This is a genomic window from Nonomuraea sp. NPDC003201 (assembly GCF_053590415.1).
In genome coordinates, this window is the sequence record NZ_JBSFTC010000265.1 from 1 (window position 1) to 15,609 (window position 15,609).

The 15,609-nt window shown below is 70.6% G+C and carries 18 protein-coding genes; 11 read left to right on the forward strand and 7 right to left on the reverse strand.

The window, feature by feature from the left end; genetic code table 11:
• On the forward strand, window positions 1-779 hold a 779-nt coding region (locus tag ACWDX9_RS48290; protein ID WP_449967571.1), incomplete at its 5' end, for a glycosyltransferase family 4 protein.
• Here the strand turns inward: ACWDX9_RS48290 and ACWDX9_RS48295 are convergent.
• Genes ACWDX9_RS48295 through ACWDX9_RS48305 form a run of 3 tightly spaced genes read right to left on the reverse strand, consistent with a single transcriptional unit; the run spans window position 776 to window position 3,848 of the window.
• The gene (locus ACWDX9_RS48295) at window positions 776-1,693 is read right to left on the reverse strand and encodes a carbohydrate ABC transporter permease (RefSeq protein WP_449967573.1); all 918 of its coding nucleotides are present in this window, start codon (window positions 1,691-1,693) and stop codon (window positions 776-778) included. The two genes, ACWDX9_RS48290 and ACWDX9_RS48295, sit on opposite strands and share 4 nt — an antisense overlap.
• Window positions 1,690-2,562, reverse strand: coding sequence for a carbohydrate ABC transporter permease (locus ACWDX9_RS48300; protein ID WP_364251226.1), 873 nt, complete (start codon window positions 2,560-2,562; stop codon window positions 1,690-1,692). The genes ACWDX9_RS48295 and ACWDX9_RS48300 overlap by 4 nt, the downstream gene beginning before the upstream one ends.
• Window positions 2,562-3,848: an ABC transporter substrate-binding protein gene (locus tag ACWDX9_RS48305; protein ID WP_449967576.1), complete on the reverse strand. Its 1,287-nt coding sequence runs from the start codon at window positions 3,846-3,848 to the stop codon at window positions 2,562-2,564. Before ACWDX9_RS48305 ends, ACWDX9_RS48300 begins: the two co-directional genes overlap by 1 nt.
• A 174-nt stretch (window positions 3,849-4,022) precedes the next feature.
• On the opposite strand from ACWDX9_RS48305, the gene ACWDX9_RS48310 reads away from it, so the two are divergent.
• Window positions 4,023-4,802 carry a DeoR/GlpR family DNA-binding transcription regulator gene (locus ACWDX9_RS48310; RefSeq protein ID WP_449967578.1) on the forward strand — a complete coding sequence of 260 codons (780 nt, stop codon included), beginning with the start codon at window positions 4,023-4,025 and terminating at the stop codon, window positions 4,800-4,802.
• A 20-nt stretch (window positions 4,803-4,822) separates the two neighbouring features.
• Here ACWDX9_RS48310 and ACWDX9_RS48315 read toward each other — a convergent pair whose 3' ends face one another.
• Complete coding sequence (locus ACWDX9_RS48315) at window positions 4,823-6,571, reverse strand: AMP-dependent synthetase/ligase (protein WP_449967580.1); 1,749 nt, start codon at window positions 6,569-6,571, stop codon at window positions 4,823-4,825.
• 103 nt (window positions 6,572-6,674) lie between these two features.
• Here ACWDX9_RS48315 and ACWDX9_RS48320 point away from each other — a divergent pair, with 103 nt between their 5' ends.
• The 7 genes from ACWDX9_RS48320 (at window position 6,675) to ACWDX9_RS48350 (ending at window position 12,397) form a co-directional block, all read left to right on the forward strand.
• Window positions 6,675-7,442, forward strand: a complete 768-nt coding sequence (locus ACWDX9_RS48320; RefSeq protein WP_449967582.1) for a metallophosphoesterase — start codon at window positions 6,675-6,677, stop codon at window positions 7,440-7,442.
• A 67-nt stretch (window positions 7,443-7,509) separates the two neighbouring features.
• Complete coding sequence (locus ACWDX9_RS48325) at window positions 7,510-7,944, forward strand: SRPBCC family protein (RefSeq protein ID WP_449967585.1); 435 nt, start codon at window positions 7,510-7,512, stop codon at window positions 7,942-7,944.
• A 1-nt stretch (window position 7,945) separates the two neighbouring features.
• Window positions 7,946-9,106 (forward strand): ArsA family ATPase, encoded by a 1,161-nt coding sequence (locus ACWDX9_RS48330; protein ID WP_350728977.1) that lies wholly within the window; start codon window positions 7,946-7,948, stop codon window positions 9,104-9,106.
• A 42-nt stretch (window positions 9,107-9,148) separates the two neighbouring features.
• Complete coding sequence (locus ACWDX9_RS48335) at window positions 9,149-9,574, forward strand: DUF5304 family protein (RefSeq protein WP_449967588.1); 426 nt, start codon at window positions 9,149-9,151, stop codon at window positions 9,572-9,574.
• Window positions 9,575-9,589: 15 nt separating this feature from the next.
• Complete coding sequence (locus ACWDX9_RS48340; protein ID WP_449967591.1) at window positions 9,590-10,522, forward strand: ROK family glucokinase; 933 nt, start codon at window positions 9,590-9,592, stop codon at window positions 10,520-10,522.
• A 44-nt stretch (window positions 10,523-10,566) separates the two neighbouring features.
• Window positions 10,567-11,214: an endonuclease/exonuclease/phosphatase family protein gene (locus ACWDX9_RS48345; protein ID WP_449967593.1), complete on the forward strand. Its 648-nt coding sequence runs from the start codon at window positions 10,567-10,569 to the stop codon at window positions 11,212-11,214.
• A gap of 37 nt (window positions 11,215-11,251) precedes the next feature.
• Window positions 11,252-12,397 (forward strand): hypothetical protein, encoded by a 1,146-nt coding sequence (locus ACWDX9_RS48350; RefSeq protein WP_449967596.1) that lies wholly within the window; start codon window positions 11,252-11,254, stop codon window positions 12,395-12,397.
• Window positions 12,398-12,406: 9 nt separating this feature from the next.
• Here the strand turns inward: ACWDX9_RS48350 and ACWDX9_RS48355 are convergent, their stop codons facing one another.
• Both ACWDX9_RS48355 and ACWDX9_RS48360 read right to left on the reverse strand, forming a co-directional pair.
• Complete coding sequence (locus ACWDX9_RS48355; RefSeq protein ID WP_350728985.1) at window positions 12,407-12,865, reverse strand: hypothetical protein; 459 nt, start codon at window positions 12,863-12,865, stop codon at window positions 12,407-12,409.
• Window positions 12,866-12,911: 46 nt separating this feature from the next.
• On the reverse strand, window positions 12,912-13,670 hold the full coding sequence (locus tag ACWDX9_RS48360) for an alpha/beta hydrolase (RefSeq protein ID WP_350728987.1): 759 nt from the start codon (window positions 13,668-13,670) through the stop codon (window positions 12,912-12,914).
• A 162-nt stretch (window positions 13,671-13,832) separates the two neighbouring features.
• On the opposite strand from ACWDX9_RS48360, the gene ACWDX9_RS48365 reads away from it, so the two are divergent.
• The gene (locus ACWDX9_RS48365) at window positions 13,833-14,540 is read left to right on the forward strand and encodes a lysophospholipid acyltransferase family protein (RefSeq protein ID WP_449967598.1); all 708 of its coding nucleotides are present in this window, start codon (window positions 13,833-13,835) and stop codon (window positions 14,538-14,540) included.
• 2 nt (window positions 14,541-14,542) lie between these two features.
• Here ACWDX9_RS48365 and ACWDX9_RS48370 read toward each other — a convergent pair whose 3' ends face one another.
• Window positions 14,543-15,004: a MarR family winged helix-turn-helix transcriptional regulator gene (locus tag ACWDX9_RS48370; protein WP_449967601.1), complete on the reverse strand. Its 462-nt coding sequence runs from the start codon at window positions 15,002-15,004 to the stop codon at window positions 14,543-14,545.
• Between the two features lie 84 nt (window positions 15,005-15,088).
• Here ACWDX9_RS48370 and ACWDX9_RS48375 point away from each other — a divergent pair, with 84 nt between their 5' ends.
• A complete protein-coding gene (locus tag ACWDX9_RS48375; protein WP_449967604.1) occupies window positions 15,089-15,514 on the forward strand; it encodes a DoxX family protein in 426 nt (141 codons plus the stop codon).
• Window positions 15,515-15,609: the final 95 nt, after the last annotated feature.

A 15,609-nucleotide genomic window follows, 5' to 3' on the forward strand; every position in this document is an offset into this window, starting at 1 on the left:
CGCGGCGCGTGGTGATGCTCACCCACGGCCACGAGGCGTCGTGGGCGAGCGCGCCGGGCTTCCGCGCCGTGCTGCGCAGGATCGGCGAGCACGCCGACGTGGTGACGTACCTGGGCGAGTACACGCGCGGCCGCCTGGTCGCCGCCGTCCCGCCGGGCAAGCTCGTACGGCTGGCGCCCGGCGTGGACGTCGGCCAGTTCCGGCCCGACGCGCCCAAGGCCGAGCTGGGCCTGGACGGCAGGCCGGTGGTCGTGTGCGTGTCGCGGCTGGTGCCGAGGAAGGGCCAGGACCAGCTCATCAGGGCCTGGCCCCGGGTGTTGCGCTCGGTGCCGGGGGCGGTGCTGCTGCTGGTCGGCGGCGGCCCCCACCGCAGGACGCTGGAACGCCTGGCGGCGGGGCGGGAGTCGATCAGGTTCACCGGCACGGTGCCGGCCGCGAGCCTGCCCGGTTACTACGCCGCCGCCGACGTGTTCGCGATGCCGTGCCGTACCCGGTGGAAGGGGGTGGACGTGGAGGGGCTCGGGATCGTGTTCCTCGAGGCGTCCGCCACCGGGCTGCCGGTGGTGGCCGGCGCGTCCGGCGGCGCGCCCGACGCCGTGCGGCCCGGCGAGACGGGGCTGGTCGTGGACGGCGAGGACCCGGGCGAGGTGGCCCAGGCGATCGTCGAGCTGCTGACCGACCCCGACAAGGCCCGCAAGATGGGCGCGGGCGGCCGTGACTGGATCGCCCGCGACTGGGCGTGGGAGCACGTGGCCGCCCGCTTCCGCGCTCTCCTCTAGCCCTTGGTGGCCCCCAGCGTCAGACCGGCGACGAACTGCTTGTGCAGGAGCTGGAAGACGATCAGCGTGGGCAGCGCCACCAGCACCGACCCGGCGGCCAGCAGGTTGTAGTCGGTGAAGAACTGGCCGCGCAGGTTGTTCAGCGCGGAGGTGACCGGCAGCTTGTCGCCCGACGACATCAGCACCAGCGCCCACAGGAAGTCGTTGTACATCCAGGTGAACTGCAGCGTGGACAGCGCCGCCAGCACCGGACGGCACAGCGGCAGCGTCAGCCGCCAGTACCGCTTCCACACCGAGGCCCCGTCGACCAGCGCCGCCTCGGTGATCTCCTCGGGGATCGTGCGCATGAAGTTCGCCATGACGAACACGCAGAAGCCGAACTGGAACGCCACGTGGACGAGGATCAGCCCCAGGTAGGAGTCGTAGAGCGACTGCGAGTCCGACAGCCACGCGGGCAGCGGGACGAGGGTGTAGAGGGTGTAGAGCGGGGTGATGAGGACCTGCGGCGGCAGCAGGTTCCCGGCGGTGAACACGATCAGCAGCGCCTTGCGCCCGGGAATGCGCAGCCGCGCGATGGCGAAGGCCGTGAACGACGCCATGAACAACGTGATCAGCACGCCGGGCACGACGATGATCAACGTGTTGAGGTAGTAGTGGGGCAGCTCGGCCTGGGACCACGCCTGCCCGTAGTAGCCGAGCGTGAGGTGCTCGGGCAGCGAGAAGTAGCCCAGGCGGGCGGTCTCCTCGTACGGGCGCAGCGACGCGTAGACGGCCAGCGCGAGCGGCAGCAGCCACCCGAGGGCCACCAGCGTCAGGAAGGCGTGCAGCAGGATCCGCAGCGGCCGCACCGGACGCCGGGACGGCGCGCGCCGCTCCTGGGCCGGGGGAGCGGCGGGCGGGGCCGTGAGCGTCATCGTTCCTCCCTGAACATCTGCGACAGGTAGGTGACGATGAACCCCAGCGAGATCACCAGCAGGATCACCGCGATCGCCGAGCCGAACCCGATCCTGCTGGCCTCGCCCACGATGTTCTCGGTGACGAGCACGGACAGCAGCTCCAGCCCGTTCCTGCCCTTGTTGATGGCGTAGACGATGTCGAAGGCCCGCAGCGCCTCGATCACCGTGATGACCAGCACGATCACGTTGACCGGCCGCAGCGTCGGGAACACCACGCGGAAGAACGCCTGCCGCTCGTCGGCCCCGTCGATGGCCGCCGCCTCCTTCAGCGCCGGATCGACCGCCTTCAGGCCCGCCAGGTAGATGATCATGACGTAGCCGACGTGCCGCCACCCGGCCGCGACCATGACGACCCAGATGTTGATCGAGCTGTCGCCCAGCCAGTCCACGGTCAGCCCGGTCACCGCGTTCAGCACGCCGTAGTCGGAGGAGTAGACGAGCTGCGCGATGAAGCCCACGACGGCCAGCGACAGCACGACCGGCATGTAGAGCGCGCTCTGGTAGACGCGCGACAGCCGCAGCCGCCGGTCCAGCAGCACCGCGCAGAACAGCCCGAACGGCGTCGCGACCAGCCCGAGGAAGCCCAGCCACAGCAGGTTGTTGCGGACGGCCGACCAGAACGGCGGATATTCGGCCGCCAGGTCGTGGTAGTTCTGCCCGCCCACCCACTCGATCGGCCCGATGCCGTTCCAGTCGGTGGCGGAGAGCCCGACGGAGGCCAGCGTGGGCCCCCAGATGAGGCCCACGTTGACGACGATGGCCATCCCCAGCCCGATGACCAGGATGGTCACATCGCGGGCGGAGTAGCGGCGGGTTTTGACTGCCATCAGCGGAAGATGTTGGCCTTCTGCTTCTCGATGCTCGCCAGCAGGGAGTCGATCTCGCCGGGCTTGCTCACGAACGACTGCAGCGACGGGATCATCACGGTGGAGGCGAAGTCCGGCCGCGTGTCGCGGTCGAGGAACTGCGCGATGTGGGTGGCCTTGGACACCAGCTCGGCGCCGCGCTTCTGCAGGGCGCTGTAGCCGGAGGTGTCGGCCTTGGAGCTGGCGGCCAGCGTGCCCGGGTCCAGCTTCGTGGCGATGTTCTGCGAGGAGGCCCGGGCGAGCTGCTTGAGCAGCGCCTTGGCGCCGTCCACGTTCTTGGCCTTGGCGGAGATCATGTAGCCGTCGATGGGCGCGTCGATCGAGTCGGTCCCGTACGCCGGGTTGATCTCGGGGAAGGTGAAGAAGTCGAGGTCCGCGCGGTCGGCCTCGGGGAACTGCTGGGCGACGAACATCCCCAGGAGGTACATCCCGGTCTTCTTCTGCGCCAGCGACTGCCCGGCCTCCTGCCAGGTGCGGCCGAGCGCGGCCGGCTGGTGGTACTCCATCAGTCCCCGCCAGGTGTCGAAGACCTGCTTGACCTTCGGGTCGGTCCACGACTCCTTGCCCGCCATGAGCGAGACGTGGAAGTCGTAGCCGTTGATCCGCATGTTGAGAATGTCGAACGTGCCCATCGCCGGCCAGCCGTCCTTGTCGGCGAACGCGATCGGGATGAGCCCGTCGGCCTTCATCTTCCTGGCCAGCGCGGTGAACTCGTCCAGCGTGGCCGGCGGCTGGTATCCCTTCTCCTGCCAGACGCTCTTGCGGTAGAAGACCGCCCAGGGGTAGTACGTGGCCGGCACGAAGTACTGCTTGCCGTCGGTCCCGGTCGACTGGTCCTTGAACGCCTGCGTGTAGTCGCCGCCGACCTCCCGCCACACGTCCGAGACGTCGGTCGCCAGCCCCTGCGCGGCGAAGAACTGCATCCGGTAGCCCGCGAACCAGGTGAACACGTCGTCGGGCGTGCCGCGCAGGTAGCGGTTGATGTTCTCCTGGAACGTGTTGTGGTCCACCGTGTTGATCTTGACCGTGGCCTGCGTGAAGGCCTTGACCTGGGTCTCCAGGGACTTCTTCGGAATTTCGTCGGAGGCGTTGGAGCCGATCGTGACCGTCCCCAGGTTGCCGGCGGTCTTGCCGCCGGCGGGGGCCGGGGTGTCGTCGGAGCCGCAGCCGACGAGGGCGGCCGGTACGCCGAGCGCGGCGGCACCGAGCAGGAGATGGCGACGGGAGATCGGCAGACGTTGGTCCATGATGGGTTCCTCCTAGCCGGACCCTTCAAATCCCCCCGACTTCACTCACCTTCATTCAGCGAAAACCCAACATTTCCAACTGTCAACGCACATTTCTGTGACCTTGCCCTGCGTCCGCGCCGTGTCATGATGCGATCGAACCGGTGTCGGAACCTGTCGGGATCTGGTGATGCGATGCTCGCCCAGCAGCGTCAGCAGGCGATTCTGCAGCTCGTCAGGCAGAACGGCGGGGTCCGCGTGGTCGAGCTGGTGCGCGCGTTCGGCGTCTCCGACCTCACCATCCGCCGCGACCTGGAGCTGCTGGCCGGGCGCGGCCTGCTGGCCAAGGTGCACGGCGGCGCCACCAGCGTCGGCTCCACGGACGAGCCGGGCTTCGCGGTCAAATCGGTGCGCCAGGAGGGGGAGAAGCGGGCCATCGCCCGCCGCGCCGCCGCCCTCGTACGGCCCGGCGCCACCGTGGCGCTCTCGGCCGGCACCACCACCTGGACGCTCGCCCGCCGCCTGGCCGCCGTCCCGGCCCTGACCGTCGTGACGAACTCGGTGCGCGTCGCCGAGGTCTTCCGCCACGCCGGCAGGGGCGACCAGACGGTCGTGCTCACCGGCGGCGTGCGCACCCCGTCGGACGCGCTGGTCGGCCCGGTGGCGGTGGCCGCGATCCACCGGCTCAACGTGGACCTGCTGTTCCTCGGCGTGCACGGCATGACCGTCAGGGCCGGCTTCACCACCCCGAACATGATGGAGGCGGAGACCGACCGCGCCCTCGTGGAGGCGGCGGGCCGGCTCATCGTGCCCGCCGACCACACCAAGTGGGGCACGGTCGGCATCAGCACCATCGCCGAGCTGCGCGAGGCGGACGTGCTGGTCAGCGACTCGGGCCTGCCGCAGCCGGCCAGGGAGGAGCTGGCCGGGCACGTGGGCGAGCTCCTCATCGCCGAAGCGCCCGGCCCCGCGTGACCACGACGGCCCCTGAGCCGTCAGTGCTTCCCGTCGTAGAGCCCGTCGATCTCCTTGGCGAAGTCGCGCATGACGAGGTTGCGCTTGACCTTGAGCGTGGGCGTCAGGTGCCCGCTGTCCTCGGTGATGTCCCGGTCCAGGATCGTGAACTTCTTGATCTGCTCGGCCTTCGACACCAGCAGGTTGGCCCGGTCCACCGCCTCCTGGACCTGCGCCAGCACCGCCGGGTCCGTGCGCAGCGCGGCGGCGGAGGCCCCGTCGGGCAGCGCCTCGGGATCGAGGGTGATCAGGGCGGCGACGAAGGGCCGGCCGTCGCCGACGATCATGGCCTGGGAGACCAGCGGGTGGGCGCGCAGCGCGTCCTCCAGCGGCCCGGGGGCGACGTTCTTGCCCGCCGCCGTCACCAGGATCTCCTTCTTGCGACCCGTGATCCGCAGGTAGCCGTCGGCGTCCAGCTCGCCGATGTCGCCCGTGTGGAACCAGCCCTCGGCGTCGATCACCTCGGCGGTGGCCTCGTCGTTCTTCCAGTAGCCCGGGAAGACGTTCCGGCCCCTGGCCAGGATCTCCCCGTCGTCGTCGATGCGCAGGCTCACGCCGGGCAGCGGCTTGCCGACGGTGCCGATCTTGTTGCCGTACGGCATGTTGACCGTGCACGGTCCCGTGGTCTCCGTCAGGCCGTAGCCCTCGAAGACCTCGATGCCGACGCCCTTGAAGAAGTGGCCGAGCCGCTCGCCCAGCGCGCCGCCGCCGGAGACGGCGGCCGACAGGCGGCCGCCCGTGGCCGCGCGGAGCTTGGTGTACACCAGCCGGTCGAACACCAGGTGCTTCAGCCGGAGCCCGAGCGGCGCGCCGGCGGCGGAGGCGCGGCTCGAGGCCATCGCCACGTCCACGGCGCTGGCGAAGATCTTGCCCTTGCCGCCCGAGATGGCCTTCTGCTCGGCGCCGTTGTAGACCTTCTCGAACACGCGGGGCACGCCCAGCAGGAACGTGGGCTTGAAGTCCTGCAGGTCGGGGGCGACGTTCTTCATGTTGGGGGTGTGCGCGATGACCGCGCCCGCCTCGATCAGCACCACCTGGATGATCCGGGCGAGGATGTGCGCCAGCGGCAGGAACAGCAGGGCCGCCGGGTCCTTGGTGGCGAACAGCGGCTCCAGCGGCCCGCGCAGCACGTTGCGGGCGGTGAAGAGCAGGTTGTCGTGGGTGATGCGGCAGCCCTTGGGCCGTCCGGTGGTGCCCGAGGTGTAGACGACCGTGGCGAGGTCGGCGATGCCCACCTGCTCGCGCCGCCGATCCACGTCCGCGTCGGAGACGTCACCCGCCTCCAGGGCGCCGTCGACCCGCCAGACCGGCTTCAGCTCGGGCACGGCCTCCCTGACGGTCTCCTCGTGCTCGTCCAGCTCGACGAACACCGCCTTCGCCTCGCTGTCGGTCAGGATCCACCTGACCTGCTCGACCGAGGACGTCTCGTAGATCGGCACGGTGACCGCCCCGACCGTCCAGATGGCGTAGTCGACCAGCGTCCACTCGTAACGGGTGCGCGACATCAGCGCGACCCGGTCGCCGTGCGAGATCCCCGCCGCGATCAGCCCCTTGGCCACCTCGACCACCTGGTCGCGGAACTCGGAGGCGGTGACCACGGGCCAGCCGGAGTCCGTCTTGCGGCGCATGATCACGGCGCCCGGCTCCTGCTCGGCCCGCTTGAACACGGTGTCGGACAGGCCTGCGGAGGCAGGCACATCGACCAGGACGGGAACGCTGTACTCGCGCAACGGATCAACTCCTCTTCGGGGACCGCCTGGACGTTACCGCGTCAAGTTACGGGCGGGTAGTGTCACAGCTCACGCTAGCAGCCACCCTCAGTAGGATTTGCCCATGAGGGTCCATGTCGTCAGCGATGTCCATGGCAGGGTCGACGCGCTGGCCAGGGCGGGCGACGGCGCGGACGCGCTGGTCTGCCTGGGCGACCTGATCCTTTTCGTCGACTACGACGACCACGCGCAGGGCATCTTCCCCACCCTGTTCGGCGCCGAGCGGGCCGCCGAGTTCATCGCGCTGCGCACGGCCAAGCGGTTCGACGAGGCCAGGGCCATGTCCGCGCGCCTGTGGGCGACGCTGGACGGCGATCCGCGCGAGCACATCGAACGTCACGTGCGCTCCCAGTACGAGACCCTCTTCGCCGCCATGCCCACCCCGGCCTACCTCACCTACGGCAACGTCGACCTGCCGCGCCTGTGGGGTGACTACCTCAGGCCCGGCCTCCAGGTGCTCGACGGGCAGGTGGCGGAGATCGGCGGCCTGCGGTTCGGGTTCGTGGGCGGCGGGCTCCAGACCCCCTACCGCACGCCGTACGAGATCAGCGACGAGGAGTACGCGGCCAAGGTCGAGGCGGTCGGGGAGGTGGACGTGCTGTGCTGCCACATCCCGCCGGCCGTGCCCGAGCTCCTCTACGACGTGGTGGCCAGGCGGTTCGAGCGCGGCAGCGAGGCCACCCTGGCGGCCATCGAGCGGACCCAGCCGCGCTACGCGCTCTTCGGCCACGTGCACAACCCGCTCTACGCGCGCACGCGCGTCGGGCGCACCGAATGCGTGAACGTGGGCCACTTCAGGGGGAGGGGTGTGCCTTTCGTCCTCGAATGGTGACCCGGCCTGCGGGGGGCCGCGCCGGGCGATCCACCGCAACGAGGGGATTCTGCATTACGGTGGTCGCATGGCTGATCGCACCACTTCGAGCACCACCATCAGCGCAGGCCGGCCCGAGGTCATGGCGGTCATCGCCGACTTCCCCTCGTACCCCGACTGGGCCGGGCAGGTCAAGAGCGCCGAGGTCCTCACCACCGACGGACAGGGCAGGCCGGAGACGGTGCGCTTCGTCCTCGACGCCGGGATGATCAGTGACACCTACACCCTCGCCTACACCTGGCAGGACGACCACGTGAGCTGGCAGGTGGTCGAGCCGGGCAAGATGGTCTCCGAGCTGCGGGGGAGTTACCTGCTCGCCGACACGGGCAGGGGCACGGACGTGACGTACGAGCTCACGGTCGATCTGAGCGTGCCCATGATCGGCATGATCAGGCGCAAGGCCGAGAAGGTGATCGTGGACACCGCGCTCAAGGGCCTCAAGAAGCGCGTCGAAGGCAGCTGAGTTGAGCCCGAGGGTCCTGCTCTTCACCGGAAAGGGCGGCGTCGGAAAGACCACGGCCGCCGCCGCGACGGCCACGCTCGCCGCCAGGCGCGGGCTCAAGACGTTGATCGTCTCGACCGACACCGCCCACTCGCTGGCCGACGCGCTCGACGTCGAGCCCGGCGAGATCGCGCCGGGCCTGCACCTCCACCAGGTGGACACGCAGAAGTCGCTGGAGCGCCACTGGGGCGAGCTGCAGCAGTACGCCAGGGGCGTGCTGAGCGAGCTGGGCCTCGACGAGATCACCTCCGAGGAGATCACCGTGCTGCCCGGCGCCGAGGAGGTCATCGCCCTCCTGGAGCTGCGCGAGCACGCCCGCGAGGGCCGCTGGGACGTGATCGTCGTCGACTGCGCGCCCACCGCCGAGACGTTGCGGCTGCTGGCCCTGCCCGAGGCGCTCGACTGGCACGTCAGCAAGCTGATGCCCGTCGGCCGCAGGCTCGTCAGGCTCGTCTCGCCGTTCGTGCGCAGCGTCGCCCACGTCAGCGCGCCCGGCGAGGAGGTCATGAGCGCGGGCGAGCGCCTGCACCGCGGCCTCATGGAGGTGCGCGAGCTGCTCACCGGCGACCACGCCTCCGTGCGGCTCGTGCTCACGCCCGAGTCCGTGGTGCTCGCCGAGGCCAGGCGCACCCTCACCTCGCTCAACCTGTACGGCTACCGCGTCGACGCCGTCATCGCCAACCGCGTCTTCCCATCCGACGGCGCCGACGAGTGGCGCGCCCAGTGGGCGGCGGCGCAGTCCAGGCTGCTGGCCGAGGCGGAGCAGTCGTTCGCGCCGCTGCCCATCCACGTCATCCCCTACCTGCCCGCCGAGCCCGTCGGCAAGGACGCGCTGGCCGAGGTGGGCGAGGCGATGTACGCCGAGTCCGACCCGTTCGCCGCCCACGCCGTCGATCCGCCGCTGCGGATGGACGCCGACGAGCTGGTCCTGGCCCTGCCCGGCGCCGACCGCGGCGACGTCGACCTGGCCCGCAAGGGCGACGAGCTGATCGTGACGGCCGGCCCCTACCGCAGGATCCTGGCGCTGCCCGCGGCCCTGGCCCGCAGGAAGATCACCGGGGCCGCGCTCCGCGACGGCGTGCTGCGGGTAGGTTTCAGCCCGGGGAGCGAATCCGCGTCCTGATGAGTTGAGGAGGATGAGCGACCCATACGTAGGGAGGGCGAGATGACCGAGAGCAACACCGGCAACGACAGAGACCCGATCGGGACCGTCGCCGACGAGGCACGCAAGCTGTTCGAGTCGATCCAGGGGCGGGCCACCCGCCAGGTCGGCAAGAGCGTGTTCAACTCGTTCACCGGCGGGGGTGCCCGCAGGGAGCGCGACGTGTGGGAAGAGGCGGTGTCCGAGCCCCACGACGAGTACATCTGCCGGGCCTGCCCGTGGTGCAGGGCCATCGCGGCCCAGCGCGAGTCGGGCGCCGACGTGACGGGGCACCTGATGGCCGCGGGCGGGGAGCTGTTCGCCGCGTTCCGCGGCGCGCTTGACTCGCTGAGCAGGCCCGCCCCCCGCGGGCCGCGCGAGGACTCGCAGGACCGCCGCACCACCCGGCAGGAGGGTGGCGGCAACGTGGAACACATAGATCTGGGATAGGGAGAAAAGGGGCCAATGCTCACGATCGGTGTCGATATCGGCGGGACCAAGGTGGCCGCCGGTGTGGTCGACGACAAGGGCGTGATCGTCGAACACACACTCAGGCCCACCGCCGCCGACCGCCCCGACCTGGTGGCCGAGACGGTGGCCGATGTCGTTCGCGAGCTCAGCGCGGGCAGGCAGATCGAGGCCGTCGGGGTCGGCGCGGCGGGGTTCGTCGACGAGAGCCGCTCGATGGTGCGCTTCGCCCCCAACCTCGCCTGGCGCGAGGAGCCGCTGCAGAAGAAGATCAGCGGCCTCGTCGGCCTGCCGATCGTGGTCGAGAACGACGCCAACGCCATGGCGTGGGGCGAGAGCAGGTTCGGCGCCGGGCGCGGCCAGTCCTTCGTGGTCTGCATCACGCTCGGCACCGGCATCGGCGGCGGCCTGGTCGTCGACGGAGCCCTCTACCGCGGCCGCTGGGGCATGGGCGCCGAGTTCGGTCACATGCAGGTGCTCCCCGGCGGGCGCCAGTGCGGCTGCGGCAACGTCGGCTGCTGGGAGCAGTACGCCAGCGGCCAGGCCCTCGTCAAGGACGCCAGGGAGATCGCCGAGGACCACCCGGAGCAGGCGAAGATCCTCCTCGGCCTGGCCGGCGGCAAGATCGAGGGCGAGGAGATCACCAAGGCGGCCCGGCTGGGCGACGAGGCCTCGCTGGCCGCGTTCGCCGGCCTGGCCGAGTGGCTGGGCCAGGGCATGGCCGACCTGGCGTCCGTCCTCGACCCCGGCTGCTTCATCGTGGGCGGCGGCGTCTCGCGGGCCGCCGACCTGTTCATCGACCGGGCCCGGCAGGCCTTCGCCGAGAAGCTCACCGGCCGCGGGCACCGGCCGCTCGCCGAGATCCGGCTGGCCGAGCTGGGCGCCTCCGCGGGGGTGGTGGGCGCGGCCGACCTGGCCAGGCTGCGCTGACGATCAGGGTCGGCACCTACAACGTACGCGGGCTGCGCGACAGCGTGCCCGCGTTGACCAGGGTCATCGCCGCCATGCGCGCCGACGTGCTGTGCCTGCAGGAGACTCCCAAGGTCGTCCGCTGGCGGGCCAGGCGCGAGGCCCTGGCCGCCGCGGCGGGCCTGCGCGTGGCCACCCCCGGCCGGGTCGGCGGCGTGGCCGTGCTCGCCGGCCCGCGCGTCGCCGTGCTGCACGCCGAGAGCCGCGCGCTGCGGGCCTTCGCCGGGCTGGAACGGCGCGCGCTCGCGCTCGCCGTGCTGGAGATCGAGGGAGTCCGTCTGGCCGTCGGCTCGCTCCATCTCGACCTCAACGGCCCGGCCAGGGTGCACCACGCCGCCGAGGCCATGGCGCTGATGGAGCGCGCGGCCACCCGGTTCGGCGCGACGATCGTGCTCGGCGGCGACATCAACGAGCAGGCGCACCAGCCCGCCTGGCGCTACCTGGCCGGACGGCTGGCCGACTGCCACGCCGTGGCGCCCAAGGGCGACGGCCTGACGTTCACCGCGGCCCGGCCCTCCGTGCGCATCGACGGCGTGTTCGCGGCGCGCGAGGCGCGTGTCGTGTCGTGCGGGGGAGCGGACGCCCCGATCGCCGATCTGGCCGGGGCCAGTGACCATCTGCCTGTTGTCGCAGAGTTGCGAGTTGGGCACTAACGGGCAAGACCGGCCCCCCAGCCCGTAGCATTTGCTCATGACCCGTCGCCATCAGCGGCGTGCGCTCTCCTTCATCTTGGCGACGTCCGTGGCCTTGACGCAGGTCACGCCCGCCGCGCATGCCGAACCCCGCCGCCCCGCCACCATGGAGGCGTGGCAGCAGTCGACAAGCGCGCGCCTGCAGGCCGACGGTTCACTGTCCGACGTGCTGGCCGTCTCCTCCAACGACGTGTGGGCGGTCGGCCAGCAGGAGATCTGGGATGTCTGGAAGAACCGCGGCACCATCCGCCACTGGAACGGCAGCGGCTGGTCCGAGGTCTCCATCCGCGACGCCACCGCCGCGGGCAACCTGCGCGGGCTGGCCGTCGCCGGGCCGTCCGACGTGTGGGCGGTCGGCGACGGGCACGACGGGCTGCCGTACCTGGCCCACGGCGACGTCAGCGGGTTCGACCGGATCAGGCCGCAGGGCGTCCCCGGCGACGACCGCCCCTACACCCCGCTCTTGCGGGCGGGAGACTGGCTGGGCGGCGTGGACGCCAAGCCGGGGCGGGTCGTGGCGGTCGGCAGCCGCGACCAGCAGGGCCTCATCCTCACCGGCCAGGGCAACTCCTGGACCGTGCAGCAGACCAAGGAGAAGGGCGCGCTCTACGCGGTGGCCGGCGGGTTCGCCGTCGGCGACACCGGCTCCGAGCCGCTGATCGTGCACTACTCGGGCGGCTCGTGGAAGTCCATGCCGGTGCCCTCGATCCCCGGCGGCTACCTGCGTGACCTGCAGGTCGACAGCGCCAAGCGGGCGGTGGCCGTCGGCGGCGTCTACCGCGGGCCCGGCGAGGTCTCGCCGCTCGTGCTCACCTGGAACGGCAAGCGCTGGAGCGAGCAGCCGACGCCCGTCTCCGACGCCCGCCTCTACGGCGTGACCGGCGACGGCAAGGGCCGCTACTGGATCACCGGCTACGACCCGGCGCGGGCGGCCGAGCCGTTCATGCTGCGCTGCGAGAAGGGCGAGTGCGCGACCATCCGCGGCGGGGCCATGCGGGGTCGCAGCAGCGTACGCCTCCAGGCGGTGGCCTACCTGCCCGGCAAGGGCACGGTGTGGGCGGTCGGGCACGCGGTCGACACCCGCGACCGCTACACCGACGTGGTCGAGTCGTTCGCGCCCAAGACCACCACCGCGAAGTCCTAGCGGCGGGCCCTACAGCACGGCGCCGTCGTCCCAGCCGGAGTCGTTGGGCGGGCCGTCGCCCATGCGCACCACCAGCGCCACGAAGCCGCCGATGAACGCCGCCACGGCCGTGAACAGCGCCCAGCCCTCCATGTGCCAGCTCGCCATCGCGGCCACCAGGAGATAGGCGGGGCCGCCGAACAGCGCCACCCACGCCAGCTTGGTGGGCAGGTCGAGCTTGGGCAGCGGAGGCGGCGGGGGCGGCTCGAAGTGGCCCTCGTCCGCCTCCTCCTCGTCGTCCGCCGGGTCCTTGTACGGCTCCTCGTCGAGCTCGGGCTCCTCCGAGGGTTTCACCACTCGGCGGGTGGGCTCGGCGGGGACGTTCTCGCTGTCCGGCCATGGCTGGTCGGCCGAGTCGCGCTCGGCGGTGTCGTTGAAGGACGCGACGATCTGCCGCCAGACCTCGTCCTCGTCACTCTGGGGCGTCACCTAGATGGGCCTCTCCACAGCGATCGCGACTTCCCCCTGGGTGCGATCAGTCCCTCTGCAAGGGTACCGAGGCATGTGTCCGGATGAAGTCGAGGCTCCCGGCAAAGATCCTGTCGGCATCGTTGTCAAGCGTCGCAACATGGTAGCTATCGCTTAGCTCCTCGATCGTGGCCTGTGGGACCTTCGCACGGATGATCGCCACACTCGTCGGCTTGACCACATGATCCTCCGTGCTGTGGAAGACCAGCAGTGGTTGCGTCACTTTAGCCAGGTCGGCCTGCACCAGCGACCACAACGAGGGCAGCGACGCCGCCGCCTTCACCGGGGTGCGGTCGTAGGCCAGCTCGGTCACGCCGGGTTTCTTGACGTCGTTGGCGACGCCGGGCACCGACGGCACGAACCACTTGAGCAGCGGAGCGAGCTTGAGCAGCGGCACGTCGTTCGTGATCGACGGGTTGACCGCGATCACGCCGGCGATCGCCGGGCCGTGCACCTCGGCGAGCCGCAGCGCCAGGCAGCCGCCCAGCGACAGCCCCGCCACGAACACGTCCGGGCAGCGCCCCTGGAGGTCCGCGAACGCCTTCTCGACCTCGGCGTACCAGTCCTCCCAGCGCGTCCTGTTCATCTCCTGCCACGTGGTGCCGTGCCCCGGCTGGCGGGGCAGCGAGACGCTCACCCCGTGCCCGGCCAGGAACTCCCCCCAGGGCCGCAGCGACTGTGGCGAGCCGGTGAACCCATGGCAGAGCAGCACACCGACCTGGCCTGCTCGATGGTGGTAGGGCTCCGCGCCTGGCATGAGCGGCATAACAGCTCCTCCATGCAGTTTCATTCCGGGCAGGTTCCTCCGGGAACGGCCCGATCGTCGCACGTTCCGGGGTGTTTGTGCGAGAGCTGGTGTAGGAGCATCGTGTTCAAGGTGGGAAGATGACTCTGCTCACACGTAACGCGCTGGAGAAGAGGTGCCGGAGTGTTCTACTGGGTGGTCAAGGCCATCTTGGGTCCGTTCCTCCTCGCCGTCTTCAGGCCGTGGACGGAGGGCTCGGAAAACGTGCCCAAACAGGGGCCCGCGATCCTGGCCGGCAACCACCTGTCCTTCGCCGACCACTTCTTCGGCCCGCTGCAGATCCGCCGCAAGGTCATCTCGCTCGGCAAGGCCGACTACTTCACCGGGCGCGGCGTCAAGGGCTTCTTCACCCGGCTGTTCTTCAGCGGCGTCGGCACCGTGCCGATCGACCGTTCCGGCGGCAAGGCGAGCGAGGCGGCGCTCCGCACCGGCCTGCGCATCCTGCGTGAGGGCCACATCCTCGGCATCTACCCCGAGGGCACCCGTTCGCCCGACGGCCGCCTCTACAAGGGCAAGACCGGCGTGGCCAGGCTCGCCCTGGAGTCACGGGCGCCGGTCATCCCGTGGGCCGTGATCAACACGTACGAGATGATGCCGCCGGGGCGGCCGCTGCCCAAGTTCGGGATCCGGCCGGGCGTCAAGTTCGGCAAGCCGCTCGACTTCTCCCGCTACTACGGGATGGAGGACGACCGGCTGGTGCTGCGCGCCGTGACCGACGAGATCATGTACGCCCTGATGGAGCTGTCCGGGCAGGAATACGTCGACAAGTACGCCGCGAGCGCCAAGGTCGAAATGGAGCGCGCCGCGCGCGCCGCCGCCGCCAAGGGGTGAGCTCACCCGGAGGCGCGTAAGACCGTCTCGGTCTTCTGCATGGCCGTGGTCATGGTGTGCAGCTCCTCGCGGCTGATCCGGTCGATCAGGTACGCGCGCACGACCTTCAGGTGACCCGGCGCCACCCGTTCCAGGCAGCGCACGCCCGCGTCGGTGAGCACCGCCAGCACCCCGCGCTCGTCGCCGGGGCAGGTGGCGCGCTCCACCAGGCCCGCCTTCTCGAGCTGGGTGATCTGGTACGTCAGCGCGCTCTTCGACACCACGACGCCCTTGGCGAGCTCGGTCATGCGCATCTGATGGCCCGGCGTGTCCGACAGCCGCGTCAGGATTTCGTACTGCGGATGCGTCAGCCCGGCCGCGGCCTTGAGCTGCTCCTCGATCCGCCGTTCGAGCAGGTGGGCGGTGGACAGGAAGGCGCGCCACGCCGCCATCTCCGTCGCGTCAAGCCATCGGGGGTCCGTCACCGGTTCAGTCTACTGTCGTTCAGATTTGAACAATCAATGCTAGGGTCGTTGTTCAAATCTGAACCACTCTTACAAGGAGATCGCATGATCGGCCAGGCGCGCCCCGTCGTCCTGCTGCTCGCGAGGATCGCCATCGGCGTGATCTTCCTCGTGCACGGCTACCAGAAGTTCGCGACCATGGGGATCGCGGGCACGACCAAGTTCTTCGAGTCCGCGGGCATCCCGCTGGCCTCCGTGGCCGCTCCCGCCATCGCCGTGCTGGAGGTGGCCGGCGGGCTCGCGCTGATCCTGGGCGCCGCGCTGCCGATCGCCGGCACGTTGCTGGCCCTCGACATGGTGGGCGCCATCGTGTTCGTGCACGGCGCGAGCGGGTTCAGCGCCGGGGAGGGCGGCTACGAGTTCGTCCTGGCGCTGGCCGCGGCCAGCCTGGCCGTCGGCTTCACGGGCGGGGGCGCGCTGGCCCTGGACAACGTCCTGTCCCGCCGCCGCCCCGCGTCGGCGCTCGCCTGACGGCTTCTTCCCCGGGACCCGGGAACCGGGACCCCGCGCCAGATCGGAATAGCACACTACATAACACCAGTCAAGTAAGCTCAAAACTATTAAAC

Coding starts and splice junctions, on each gene's coding strand:
- ACWDX9_RS48295 (WP_449967573.1), bottom strand. CDS start 1,693: ATGACGCTCACGGCCCCGCCCGCCGCTCCCCCGGCCCAGGAGCGGCGC.
- ACWDX9_RS48300 (WP_364251226.1), bottom strand. CDS start 2,562: ATGGCAGTCAAAACCCGCCGCTACTCCGCCCGCGATGTGACCATCCTG.
- ACWDX9_RS48305 (WP_449967576.1), bottom strand. CDS start 3,848: ATGGACCAACGTCTGCCGATCTCCCGTCGCCATCTCCTGCTCGGTGCC.
- ACWDX9_RS48310 (WP_449967578.1), top strand. CDS start 4,023: ATGCTCGCCCAGCAGCGTCAGCAGGCGATTCTGCAGCTCGTCAGGCAG.
- ACWDX9_RS48320 (WP_449967582.1), top strand. CDS start 6,675: ATGAGGGTCCATGTCGTCAGCGATGTCCATGGCAGGGTCGACGCGCTG.
- ACWDX9_RS48325 (WP_449967585.1), top strand. CDS start 7,510: ATGGCTGATCGCACCACTTCGAGCACCACCATCAGCGCAGGCCGGCCC.
- ACWDX9_RS48335 (WP_449967588.1), top strand. CDS start 9,149: ATGACCGAGAGCAACACCGGCAACGACAGAGACCCGATCGGGACCGTC.
- ACWDX9_RS48340 (WP_449967591.1), top strand. CDS start 9,590: ATGCTCACGATCGGTGTCGATATCGGCGGGACCAAGGTGGCCGCCGGT.
- ACWDX9_RS48350 (WP_449967596.1), top strand. CDS start 11,252: ATGACCCGTCGCCATCAGCGGCGTGCGCTCTCCTTCATCTTGGCGACG.
- ACWDX9_RS48360 (WP_350728987.1), bottom strand. CDS start 13,670: ATGCCGCTCATGCCAGGCGCGGAGCCCTACCACCATCGAGCAGGCCAG.
- ACWDX9_RS48375 (WP_449967604.1), top strand. CDS start 15,089: ATGATCGGCCAGGCGCGCCCCGTCGTCCTGCTGCTCGCGAGGATCGCC.